Genomic DNA, 12,932 nt, shown 5'->3' on the forward strand with positions numbered 1-12,932 from the left:
TGTTCCCCCACGATCACACAGGGAGATAACATGCACGTCAAGGATCGGACTCAGCCCTGCCTGGCAGTCGGTGATGACCCGGTAATCGTGCGGGCGCATGGCCTGGCGCCCGGAAGACCGGTGCGCTGACCGTGTCCGTCGATCGCCTGCGTGTCCCGGGAATCACCAGCGTCTTTGCGCTGGTGCTGTTGCTGGTCGCGGCGATCGCGGTGTTCAGCTGGTGGCGGGTGCAGCACCTGCAACAGGACATCCAGACCCTCACCGAAGAACACATCCAGAAAGTGGATCATGTCCATCGCATGCGCAGCCTGGTGCGCGAGCGGGTGCTGCGTGCCTCGCTGGTGGTCAGTGCGGAGGATACCGCGCTGCAGGAGCGCTACTACCGCGAGTTTCGCGAGCTGGCACCCCGCTTTGTCGAGACACTGACGGCCGCCGAGTCCCAGGCCGAACGGCCTGCGGACCGTCAACGTATGCAGGAGTTGCGGGAGTTGACCTCGGTCGGCGCCCCGCTGCTGGAAGATATTGTCGACATTGCCCTGGTCGGGGACCGCAATGAGGCCCTGGGGATGCTGTACGCTGATCTGATGCCGATCCAGGAGGAGGTTCTGGGTCAGATGGAGCGCATCCTGGAGGCCTTCCACCGCGATAATGCACGGGCCATCGAGGCCATGGCGCAACGCCATGAACAAAGCCAGCAGTGGATGCTTGGGGCGACCGCGCTGGCGGCGGTACTGATTATCCTGCTCGCGGCCTGGGTCCGTTATCGCCTGCGGCGCAACCATCAGGCGCTGCAGGACGAGTTGCGCGAGCGCATGCGGGTGGAGGCCCGACTGCGCGAAACCCAGGGCGGGCTGGAGGCCGCGGTGGCCCGGCGCACGGCAGCACTGGAAGAGACCACGGCGCGCCTGGAAGAGGCGCAGCGCAGCGCCGGCGCGGGATTCTGGGACTGGGATATCCGCAATGGTCAGCTGAACTGGTCCGCCCATGTGTTCGAGCTGTTCGGGCTGGACCCCAGGGTGGACGAGGCGGGCTTCGAGTCCTACATCCATGCGGTGCATCCGGATGACCGGACCCGTGTGCGCCGCACCATCAATCAGGCGCTGGCCAGCGAGGCGGTCTATCGTGTCGATCACCGGGTCGTGCGTCCGGATGGCGGGGTGCGTCACGTGCGTGTGGAGGGCGAGATCGCCCGTGACGATGCCGGTCGGCCGTTGCAGGTCCTGGGCATGGTGCGGGACATCACCCTGGAGAAGGCCTCGGAGGAGCGGCTCTGGCACCAGGCTCACCACGATTCCCTGACCGGTCTGGCCAATCGCAGCCTCTTCCAGGAGCATCTGCGCCAGGCCCTGCGCCGTGCCCAGCGCCACGAAAGGGGGCTGGCCCTGGTGGTCTGTGACCTCGACGGCTTCAAGCCCATCAATGATCGCCTGGGCCACGATGCGGGGGACGTCGTGCTGGTGACGGTGGCCGGGCGGCTGCGCGAAGGGGTGCGCGAGTGCGATGTGGTGGCCCGTATGGGGGGCGACGAGTTTGTGATCCTGCTGGAGAACATGGACGACCCGGATGCCCTGCTCGGGGTCGGTCTGAAGCTGATCGAACGCTTTGCCGAGCCCATCGAGGTCAATCGCGAGGCCGTGCAGGTGGGCTTGAGCATGGGGGCGGCCCTGTACCCGCATGACAGTGCCGATGCGGAGGGACTGATGCTGCAGGCGGATCGTGCGATGTATGCGGCCAAGGAGGCCGGGGGCGGCGGGATCGTGCTGTACGAGCAGGTCGATGCCAGCCGCGCCAGTCGGTCGCACACACGACATCGGCGGCGCGGGCCGCTGGGCTGCGGCCTTGGTCTGGAAGGCCCGTAGTCCGCTCTGGGTCAGCTCTGGCGTTGCACTGCCGGGGTGGCGTTTCGTTCCAGCCAGGCCGGGAACTCGTCTTCCGCGATCGGCTGGCCGTAGAGAAACCCCTGGAAATGCGTGCAACCCAGTGCCAGGAGCTGCTGGCGCTGGGCCGGCTTGGCCACACCCTCGGCGACGACGCGCAGGCCCATGTTGTGGCCGATATCGAGGATGTTCTCGATGAGCATCTGCTCGCCCTTGTCCACGAGTTCATCAATGAACGACTTGTCGATCTTGAGTTCGTCCAGTGGCAGATCGCGCAGGTAGGCCAGCGACGAATATCCCGTGCCGAAATCGTCCAGCGCCACCTGGACGCCGAACTCGCGCAGGGCCCGCAGCTTGCCAATGGCGTCGGACAGGTCGCGCAGCAGACCCGACTCGGTGACTTCGAGCGTAATCTGGCCGGCTTCCAGGCCGGCGGCCTGCACGCGTTCCCGGAGCTGTGCGACGAAATCAGGGCGGGCCAGCTGCCAGGGCGAGATATTGATGGCCACGCGGGGCGGAAGCGGCAGACCTCGCGCGTGCCAGTCCTGCAGATTCTCCAGTACATGCTCGACCACCCAGGTGCCGATGGGGTGGATGAGCCCGGTTTCCTCGGCGATCGGGATGAACAGCGCCGGCCCGACCGGGCCCAGCTCGGGGTGTGTCCAGCGCAGTAGCGCTTCGGCACCGATCATGTTCTCCTGGGCATCGAATTGCGGCTGGTAACTCAGGCGCATCTCGCGATTCACCAGGGCCTGGCGCAGCCCCTCCTCGATCTGCAACCGGGCGCGTGCCTCGTCCTGCAGCGCATGGCGGTAGAACTGCACCCCGCCGCGTCCGGCCCGTTTCGCCTGATACAGGGCGATGTCGGCATGGCGCAGGGCATCCGACGAGGTCTGACCCGCGTCCGGGAACAGCACGCAGCCCAGACTGGCGCCAACACTGAAGGTGCGCTCCCCCAGTACGATCGGGTGCTGCAAGGCATCCAGCAGCCGGTGGGCCGCGTCGTTGACCGTCGCCTCGATCGCCTGACGCGATGCGCGCCGGGGATGGATCAGGGTGGCGAATTCGTCCCCGCCCAGGCGCACCACCAGTGCTTGCTCGGGTGCGTGCTGGCGCAGGCGGTCGGCCACCGCCGCCAGCACAGTGTCGCCGACCGCATGTCCAAGGGCATCGTTGATGGTCTTGAAATGATCCAGGTCGATCAGGATCAGCCCGCCGTGCTGGCCTCCGTGGTGGGCCAGATCGAGGTCCTGTGTCAGTGCGTCATGCAGTTGGGTGCGGTTGGCCAGGCCGGTCAGCGGATCGTGGTAGGCGAGTCGGCGGATATGTTCTTCACCTTCCAGCCGCTCGAGTTCGGCGGCGGCACGGTCGGCAAAGATCTCGAGGATGCCGGCCGCCTGTTCGGTCTCGTCCAGCGGGTAGCGGTTGACGATGGCGATATGCCCCAGCTCGCGCCCCTGGCTGTCAATCATCGGGGCGCCCAGATAGCTGCGCGCACCCATTTCGACGAGCATTTCGTCGCGCGGAAACAGCTCCTGCACGCGGTCCGGATACACGCACAAGCCCTGCGAGAGCACCTCGTCGCAGGGGGTGCTGGCCAGGGCATAGCGGATGTTGCCCACCAGTTCGCCGTCGCGGCAAAGGGCGGCGGTCTCGACGTGACCGGGCAGGTCCGGGACGTTGATGCCCGCCAGCGCGTAGTCGGCACGAAAGACCTCGCGCAGCCGCAATACCAGGTTCTGGAAGAAACTTTGGCGGTTGTCGGCGCGGAATCCCTGGGCGATTACCCGCAAGGCATCTTCGCCGCGCCGCGCGAGTGTGATGTCTTCCTGCATGACGATGATGTCCCGCACCTCGCCCCGGTGATTCTTGAGAGGATAGACGTATCCCTTGACCCAGCGACTTCCCGCAGGCGCCTTCGCGGGATCGGCAACCGCATGGCACGCAAATGGCGCGATGGAACGCCGGGCACCCCTGGCGGCTGCGCGAATGTCCTCGGTCACATGGCCATCGATGGGATCGGGGTGGTGGAGGACATTCATGCCCTTGACACCTGCGTGGCCGTGCATGGTTTCCCAGGCGGTGTTGACCTGGCGTACCCCGCCGTCCGGGGTCAGTACCTCGATCGCCATCGGGGCCTGGTGAACCAGATCGCGGAAGCGGTGTTCCGACTCGCGCACCCGTTCCTGAGTCTCCCGGTGCAGGACCAGGCTCATCACCAGAATCATGCCGAGATAGCCGAAGACCGAGAGCGGTATGGAATCGATGATCCCGAGGCGGACCAGAACGCCCTGGATGGTCGCCAGCAGGAACAGGAGGAGCGCGCCGATCAGGATCAGCGGGAGGTGTCCACCCTCGCGGCGCCAGTGGCTCACCAACGCCCACAGGGAGAACCCGAACACCAGGAGCAGTCCGGCCAGGCCCAGCAGGAACCAGGGGCTCGGGGACCCCACGGCGCGCGTGACCGTCTCGCCCCAGGGGAGTGCCACGCTTCCCAGCTCCGCGATCTCGGTCCACTGCAGGCCATGGGGCTGGCGCGCATTGGCGACCCAGACCACGACCATCAATATCCCCAGTACCGAGAGCAGGACCCGAGCGGGGGTCTCCGTGTAACGGGCTATAAAGGCCGCGAACAGGACGTACAGGGCCGCGATCAGGCCGTAATACGCCTTCATCGGGCCGGTATAGGCCTCGATCGAGGTCGCCTGGTAGGACAGGGCAATGCTGATCGCGGAGCCCGCCAACAGCAGGCACATTGCAGCGAACAACAGATGCTCCACACGGCGTACGCTGTGGCTGGCATGCAGGAGGTGGCTGGCCGAGGCGTACAGACACAGCCCGGCGAGCAGGTACAGCGCTGCGATCAATGGACCACTCATGGCCGATCCCCCTGGTACGACGGAAATCCCTCTCCTTAACGACAAGTTAAGCACAACCGTGAGTGGGTTGCGCGCCGCCGGGTGCCTACAGGTACGGGGTCAGCAGGCGGGCGGCGCCGTCGCGCAGGCGGGCGGGGAGGGTGCGCGCGTGGACATCTTCCAGGCTCAGCGGGTGGGAACGCGAGCGCAGATCCTCGGCCCAGTCGGCCAGCTGTTGCCCCAGGTCGCGGTCCACACATTCCAGGTTGCACTCGAAGTTGAGGCGCAGGCTGCGTGGGTCCCAGTTGGCCGATCCCACCAGGGCCCATTCCCTGTCGACGAGCATCAGCTTGGAATGGTTGAACGGGGGCGGCGTCAGCCAGATGCGGCAGCCCCGGGTGAGGAGTTCGCCGTGCAGCGGACGGGCGGCCCACTCGACCAGGCGCAGGTTGTTGCGTTCCGGCAGCAGCAGATCAACCTCGATGCCGCGCAGGGCCGCGGCCTTCAGCGCCCCCAGCAATTCCAGGTCAGGCAGGAAATAGGGCGTGACCACGGTAACGTGCTCGCGCGCCTCCGCGATCGCGGCCAACAGGGTGAACTTGAGCACCTCGAAGTCTTCATCAGGGCCGTCTGGTAGCGCGCGGCACAACTGGGTGCCAATCAGGCGAGCCTCCTCCGGGAACCAAGGCGGGCCTTCCAGTGCCTCATGCGTGCTGAACTGCCAGTCTTCCGCGAACACCCGCTGCAACTGCAGGCAGATCGGACCGCGGACCTCGAAGTGCAGGTCCTGAATCGGGTGCGGTCCCGGGTTGCTCGCGCTGTGCCCGCGGCGGATATTCATGCCCCCGGTAAAGCCGTGCTCGCCATCCACCAGCAGCATTTTGCGGTGATTGCGCAGATTGAACGCCGCAAGCGTACGCGGCAGGTGATGGACGGGCATGAAGGCGGCGGCCGGGATGCCGACGCGCTTGAGGAAGCGCAGTGTGTTGCGGCGGCTGTAGCGGGCGCCGATGCCGTCGATCAGGACACGGACCTCGACGCCGCGGTCGCGGGCGGCCTTCAGGTGGCGCACGAAGCGCTGTCCGACCACGTCGTAGTCAAAGATGTAGGTCGCCAGGGTGATGCTGTGGGACGCGCAGTCGATCGCCGCGAGCATCGCCGCGTAGGCCTGGTCACCATCGGTCAGCGGCCGGACCGAATTGCCGGCGCTGGCGCGAAACGGCGCGAGCCGGTCGCCACAGCCCAGCAGGCGACTCCAGCGGGGCGGAATGCCGGGGCCGTCGGCATCGCGCGCGGCGGGGTCGACCAGCAGATGGCCCTCGCGCAGGGCATGGGCGCGGCGGCGGATGCGGTTGACCCCGAACATCCAGTACAGGATCGAGCCCCCCACCGGCAGCAGCACGATCAGCCCGACCCAGGCGATTACGGTCCCGGTCTCGCGGCGCTGGAGCAGCGCGTGCATCACACTGGCGGCGGCCAGTGCAAAGGCGGCGACGGCAGTGATACTGGCAATCCAGCCGGTACCCAGCACGGCATTCTCCCCGGGAATGGAATGGTGGCGGTGTGATCGCTACAGTACGCGGGCCGGGCGAGCGGTAAAAGGCCGCCATGGTGATCCATTCGCCCTTAGGGAAACGTTGATTGTTCGGCGTTTCCCTGCGGCACAGGGACGTGCCGTCGGCATCGACTACCGTAGGTGGTTGATTCCGAAGCAAGCTGCAAACCCCTTTGCCAGTGCAAAGATATACAAGACGATGCAGCGCCGCGCGCGCTGAGAAAGCCAGGATGGCTTTATTCAGTGCTTCGTTAGAGGAAGCCGATGACCGATATTGAGACCCCAAGCCTGTTTGCCAACAGCGGCGAGCAGCTGCCGCTGAAGGACTTCACCGAGAAGGCGTACCTGGACTACTCCATGTACGTGATCCTGGACCGAGCGCTGCCTCACATCGGTGACGGTCTCAAGCCCGTGCAGCGCCGCATCATCTACGCGATGAGCGAGCTGGGGCTCTCGGCCACGGCCAAGTACAAGAAGTCCGCACGCACGGTCGGGGACGTCCTCGGCAAGTTCCATCCGCATGGTGACAGCGCTTGCTACGAGGCGATGGTCCTGATGGCGCAGCCCTTCTCCTATCGCTACCCGTTCGTCGACGGGCAGGGCAACTGGGGCTCGCCGGACGATCCCAAGTCCTTCGCCGCGATGCGCTATACCGAGTCGCGCCTTTCGCGCTATGCGCAGCTGCTGCTCTCGGAGCTGGGGCAGGGCACGGTGGACTGGGTGCCGAACTTCGACGGCGCGCTGGATGAGCCGAAGGTGCTGCCGGCCCGGCTGCCGAACGTGTTGCTGAACGGCGGTTCCGGGATCGCCGTCGGCATGGCCACCGATATCCCGCCGCACAACCTGCGCGAGGTGGCAGCGGCCTGCGTGCACCTGCTGGAGCACCCGAAGGCGACCCTCGCCGAGCTGTGCGAGCACCTGCCGGCGCCGGACTTTCCCACCGAGGCCGAGATCATTTCCCCGCCCGCCGAGCTGCGCAAGGTCTACGAGACCGGCCAGGGCTCGATCCGCGCGCGGGCACGCTATGAACGCGAAGGCGACGACATCGTGGTCACCGCGCTGCCGCACCAGGTCTCCGGGGCGAAGCTGCTGGAGCAGATCGCCAGCCAGATTCGCGCGAAGAAGCTGCCAATGGTCGAGGACCTGCGCGACGAGTCCGACCACGAGCACCCGACCCGCCTGGTGATCACCCCGCGCTCGAACCGGGTCGATGTCGAGGCGCTGATGGCGCACCTGTTCGCGACCACGGATCTGGAAAAGACCTACCGCGTGAACATGAACGTGATCGGCCTCGACGGGCGGCCGCAGGTGCGCGACCTGGCGGGCCTGCTGGGCGAGTGGCTGGAGTTTCGCATCGAGACCGTGCGCCGGCGCCTGCAGTGGCGCCTGGAGAAGGTGCAGGCGCGGCTGCATGTGCTCGAAGGCCTGCTGATCGCCTATCTCAATATCGACGAGGTGATCGCGATCATCCGCGAGTACGACCAGCCGAAGCCCGAGCTGATGAGCCGCTTTGGCCTGTCCGACATCCAGGCCGAGGCGATCCTGGAGCTGAAGCTGCGCCACCTGGCCAAGCTCGAGGAGATGAAGATTCGCGGCGAGCAGGACGAACTGGCCACGGAGCGCGACCAGCTGGAGAAGACTCTGGGGTCCGAACGCCGTCTGCGCACGCAGGTCCGGCGCGAGATCGAAAAGGACGCCGCGGACTATGGCGACGAACGCCGCTCGCCGCTGGTCCAGCGCGCCGCCGCGCAGGCGCTGGACGAGTCCGCACTGGTGCCCACCGAGCCGCTGACCGTCGTGCTGTCGGAGAAGGGCTGGGCGCGCGCGGCCAAGGGCCACGACGTGGACGCCCGCGGCCTGAACTACAAGGCCGGGGATGCCTTCCAGGCCGCGGTCACCGGGCGCAGCAACCAGCCGGTCGCGTTCATCGACTCCACCGGTCGCACCTACACGATCGCCGCGCATACCCTGCCGTCCGCGCGCGGGCAGGGCGAGCCGCTGTCCGGTCGCGTGAACCCGCCGGAGGGCGCGCGCTTTGTCGGCATGGCCACCGGGGCGGAGGAAGACCGCTGGCTGCTGGGCACGGATCACGGCTACGGCTTCGTCGCGAAGCTGGGCGACCTGCTGGGCCGGCAGAAGGCCGGCAAGAACGTGCTCACCGTTCCCGCCGGCGCGGCGGTGCTGCAGCCGGCGCCGGTGCGCAACCCGCACGAGGACCACATCGCGGTCGTCACCACGCGTGGCTATCTGCTGCTGTTCCCGGCGACGGAGCTGCCGGAGCTGGCGCGCGGCAAGGGCAACAAGCTGATCGGCATCCCGTCCGCGGCCCTCAAGGACGGTTCCGAACGGGTGCTCGACGTGGCCGTGCTGGGGCCGCAGGACACCCTGGTCGTGCACGCCGGCAAGCGCTTCAAGGCACTGGTCCCGGCCGAGTGGGCGGAGTACGTGGGCGAGCGCGCACGGCGCGGGCGGCAGCTGCCGCGCGGCTACCAAAACGCCAATCGACTGGAGGTGCGCAGCGACTGATTGACTAGCGTGGCCGTCAAGCGCCAAGCGCGAGGGGGCGTCTGGGGGTCAGGCGCAGACGCGGGCCAGCAGACCGCTTGCGTCCGTCTCGGGGAGCGGGCGGTGGTAGAGGTAGCCCTGGCCAATCGGGCACCCGAGGGCTGCCAGGTGCCGTGCGTCGGCCTCGGTCTCTATGCCCTCGGCGACAGTGGTCAGGCCAAAACCGCGGCTGACCGACAGGATGGCGCGGGCCAGGGTGTCCATGCTCGGGTTTGCGGATACGCCGTCAATCAGGCTGCGGTCGATCTTGATGGTCGTGGCCGGCAGGCGACGCAGGTACGCGAGCGATGAATAGCCGGTACCGAAGTCATCGATCGCGATCGATACCCCGAGGGCCCTGAGGGCTCGAAGTTCCTCCACTGTCGCGGCCACGTCGTGCATCACTGCGGTCTCGGTAATCTCGATCTCCAGTGCGTTGCCGTTCAGGCCGCTGGCCTTCAGCGCGCTTTGCACGGCATCCACCAGCGATCTGCCGGACCGGGTCAGGGCGGCGAATTGCTGGGTCGATACATTGACCGCGATCGGTGGGCAGTGGCCACTGGCCTCGCGCCAGCGGCGGGCGGCGGCCAGCGCCTCGTGCAGGGCCCATTCTCCCAGTTCGGCGATACGCCCAGTGTTTTCCGCCAGCGGGATGAATTCCCCCGGCGAGATAAGCCCAAGACGCGGATGCTCCCAGCGCATCAGGGCCTCGAAGCCGACCAGGCAGCCGCTGGCGAGCTCGATCTTGGGCTGATAGAGCAGGTGGAGCTGATCTTGCTCGCGGGCGACCGTCAGACCGTATTCCAGTTGATGGCGACGGCGTGCGTCCTGCTCCAGTACGGGGTCGAAGCTGAGCCACTCGCTCCCGCGGCGTTCGCCCTTGGCCAGAGTCAGTGAAACCCGGCGGATCAGTTCCTCGGCGTTGCGGCCATGGTCGGGGGCCCGGACGTGTCCGGCAGAGGCGCTGGGGGCGATCTCGTAGCGCCCCAGGCGCAGGTGCGCCAGCGAGGCATCCATGCAGTCCTGCAGGGTGCTGGTGGCGATGCTTTCGCGGCTGGCCACGGCGAGTAGCAATGTGGAACCGCCCCAGATGCCACACTGCACTCGCCCCGGGGTCTGGTCTTCCAGGGCCAGGCGCAGCCGTTGACCGATCTCGCGCAGCATCAGGTCGGCCGCGGCATAGCCCTCAAGGCGTTCCACTGCCTCATGGCCACGGACGTGCACCATGACCAGGTCCAGGGCGCTGCCGGTCTCGATGGCCTCGTCGATGAAACGCAGCAGTGAATGCCGGTTCGGCAGGCCGGTGGCCGGGTCGTGGTGGGCCAGGTGTTCGAGGTCTTGCTCGGTACGTTGCAAGGTGCGTGCACGGTCGGCCAGGCTGCGCGACAGGTCTTCGGCGCGGCCGTGAGCGGCGTTGTGCAGGGCCCGGACCCGCAGCAGATTGTCGATCCGCTGCACCACTTCGGTGGCGTTGAACGGCTTGGTAATGAAGTCTAGCGCTCCGGCGGCCAGGGCCTGTTCCCGGGTCTGGGGGTCGATTTGTGCGGTCAGTATGATGACTGGGAGCCAGTCGCCTTCGGCCAGGTCGCTGTTGAGTTGGCGCATTACCTCGTGGCCGTCGATGCCGGGCATGCGGATGTCCAGCAGCAGCAGGTCGAAGGATTCTTCGCGCCAGCGCTCCACCGCGCGTTCCCCGCTGGTTTCGGCGGCGACATCCCGGAACCCGGCCTCCTCGAGGATGGCCCCGAGCAGATCCACGTTCATTCGGTTGTCGTCCACGATCAGGATGTGGGCATCGCGGGGGCTGTCATCGGGTGTGATCATCGGCGTCCGTGCGATCCGCGGGAGGCTCGAGCAGGGGGTCGAGGGCCGCGAGGAACCGCGCAATATCCAAGGGCTTCGTGAAGTAAGTCACAAAATCTGGGTTTTGGTTCCCGTCATCGATGGCCTCACGCGTGGCGTCGGCGCTAAGGGCGATGATCGGGACCTCCCGAGTCTCCGGGCGCGCGCGCAGGAGGCGGGCGGCCGCGGTCCCGCTCATCCCGGGCAGATGGATGTCCATGATTACCAGATCCGGGGGGGTCTCCCGGGCGAGCCTCAGGCCCTCATCAGCGCTTCCCGCGGTCTGGAGTTCGATCCCGTCGCGAAGCGCCAGGATCTCTTGCATCAGGCTGACATTGGCTGGATTGTCCTCGACATACAGGACTCGCCGGCACCGGTTCGGTTGCGGTGCATCGTCGAGCGACCGGGTTGCGTGATCCTGGGTCGTTAGACGCTCGGCGGTACAGCTCATGGGCAGGGTGAAGAAGAAGTCCGTGCCTTCGCCTTCCCGGCTTTGGTATTCGAGTTCGCCCCCCATGTGCCGTACCAGCTCCCGAGAGATGACCAGCCCGATTCCTGATCCCTGGATGGCGCCGGTCTCGTGCCCGAGACGGCTGAAGGGTCGGAACAGCTCGGCGCGCCGGTCTTCGGGGATCCCCAGGCCGGTGTCCCGGACACGGAACTCCATACGGCCTTCGGGCATGGGGGTTACGCGGACGCGCACGATGCCCTTGTCGCGGTTGTACTTGATCGCATTGCTGACCAGGTTCAGCAGTACCTGCTTGAGTCGCGTGTGGTCAGCCTGTACGGCGGGCAGGGCGGGTTCCGGGGGTGGGAAATCCAGTTGGATGCCCCGTTCGCGGGCCTCGCCCTCGATCATGCCGTGGCACTCTGCGAGGGTCATGGCGGGATCCGTGGGTTCCAGTGACATCGCCATTCGCCCTGCTTCGATGCGGGACAGGTCCAGGATGTCGTTGATCAGGGCCAGCAGGTGTTGCCCGCTGCGCTCGATGTGCTCGACCTGGCGCTGCTGGCGCTCGGGCAGTGGATGGGTCCGGTCGGCCCGCATCAGCTGGGAAAACCCCAGGATGGAGTTCAGTGGGGTGCGCAGCTCGTGGGACATGCTCGAGAGAAACTCGGACTTGGCACGATTGGCCCGTTCGGCCTCCGCCAGTTCGCGGCGCTGGCTCTCGTGCAGGTCGGTGAGGTCGGTCACGATGCCGATGTAGTGGGGCTGCTCTTCGATTCGGACCTCGCTGACGGCGAGCTGCATCGGAAAGGTGGAACCATCGCGGCGCAGCCCTTCGACCTCGCGCCCGCTGCCGATCACCCGCGCCTGCCCCGTTTCGCGGTAGTGGCGAAGGTAGTCGTCGTGCTCGTGGGCCCAGCGTGCCGGCATCAGCATGGATACGTTGTGTCCGAGGACTTGCTCCGCAGGGTAATCGAACAGTCGTTCGGCCGCCGAATTGAACTGCTCGATATGGCCGGTGTGGTCGATCTGGATGATGCCGGCCGCGGCCGTTTCGAGTACGGCGGCGAGCCGCTGGCCCTGGGCATCCAATGCGCTGCGGCTGTGCCCCAGGTCGCGGCGTGCGAGGTATTCGCGGAGCAGGGATGTGGCGATCTCGCCGAATTCACGCAGTGCGGTCACCTCCTGTTCATCCAGGCGGCGGGGCCGGGTATCGATGATGCACAGATTGCCGACCGCCAGGCCGGCTTCCGGTGCCAGGGGAATGCCGGCATAGAAGCGGACATCCGTCTCGCCGAGAACCAAGGGGTTGTCGGAAAATCTTGCGTCCTGTCGAGCATCCTCGACGACCAGGAGTTCGTTCGGCCGGGTCAGGCCATGGGCGCAGAAGGAGATGCTGCGCTCCGTACCGGCTCCGAGCGGACCCTGTGGCGCGATGAAGCACTGACATTTCTCGTCGACCAGCGTGACCGTGGCCATGGGAACGTCGAAGTGGCGTGCGACCAGTCGCGTCAGCGGGCTAAACAGGTCGTGGTCGCTGGGTTCCAGGGGCAGGCGGTGCACTGCCTCCAGACGGGCCTGCTCGTTGTCGGGCAAGGGTGCGGAGGGCATTGGCCGGGACCGTAGGAATGGCACGGCAGTATGCGGGAAGAATGGCGTTGGGGGGAGGGGCCCGGCAGGGTTGGGGGCTGGGAACCGCAGCGTCGGAATGTGGTCCTTAAAGCGGCGCGGTATCCCGCCAGTGGCGATGACATACCGCCTGCGCGCCTTGAATTCCGGCGCGTGGCAACTATTTAATACGCATCCAC

General features: G+C 66.7%; 6 protein-coding genes. 2 read left to right on the plus strand and 4 right to left on the minus strand.

What is annotated here, in order from left to right; translation table 11 throughout:
* The first annotated feature begins 131 nt into the window (after positions 1-131).
* Entirely contained in the window at positions 132-1,859 is a 1,728-nt protein-coding gene (locus TK90_RS02620) for a diguanylate cyclase domain-containing protein (RefSeq protein ID WP_012981942.1), read from the plus strand.
* An 11-nt stretch (positions 1,860-1,870) separates the two neighbouring features.
* Here the strand turns inward: TK90_RS02620 and TK90_RS02625 are convergent, their stop codons facing one another.
* Both TK90_RS02625 and TK90_RS02630 read right to left on the minus strand, forming a co-directional pair.
* Entirely contained in the window at positions 1,871-4,756 is a 2,886-nt protein-coding gene (locus TK90_RS02625; protein WP_012981943.1) for an EAL domain-containing protein, read from the minus strand.
* An 85-nt stretch (positions 4,757-4,841) separates the two neighbouring features.
* Entirely contained in the window at positions 4,842-6,266 is a 1,425-nt protein-coding gene (locus TK90_RS02630; protein WP_012981944.1) for a phospholipase D-like domain-containing protein, read from the minus strand.
* Positions 6,267-6,554: 288 nt separating this feature from the next.
* Between TK90_RS02630 and parC the strand changes: the two genes are divergently transcribed.
* Entirely contained in the window at positions 6,555-8,816 is a 2,262-nt protein-coding gene (parC, locus tag TK90_RS02635; protein ID WP_012981945.1) for a DNA topoisomerase IV subunit A, read from the plus strand.
* A gap of 48 nt (positions 8,817-8,864) precedes the next feature.
* Here parC and TK90_RS02640 read toward each other — a convergent pair whose 3' ends face one another.
* Together TK90_RS02640 and TK90_RS02645 are read right to left on the minus strand one after the other, a co-directional pair.
* The gene (locus tag TK90_RS02640) at positions 8,865-10,658 is read right to left on the minus strand and encodes a bifunctional diguanylate cyclase/phosphodiesterase (RefSeq protein WP_012981946.1); all 1,794 of its coding nucleotides are present in this window, start codon (positions 10,656-10,658) and stop codon (positions 8,865-8,867) included.
* Entirely contained in the window at positions 10,642-12,735 is a 2,094-nt protein-coding gene (locus tag TK90_RS02645; RefSeq protein ID WP_012981947.1) for an ATP-binding protein, read from the minus strand. Before TK90_RS02645 ends, TK90_RS02640 begins: the two co-directional genes overlap by 17 nt.
* Between the last annotated feature and the right edge of the window lie 197 nt (positions 12,736-12,932).

This window comes from Thioalkalivibrio sp. K90mix (assembly GCF_000025545.1).
Classification (GTDB): domain Bacteria; phylum Pseudomonadota; class Gammaproteobacteria; order Ectothiorhodospirales; family Ectothiorhodospiraceae; genus Thioalkalivibrio.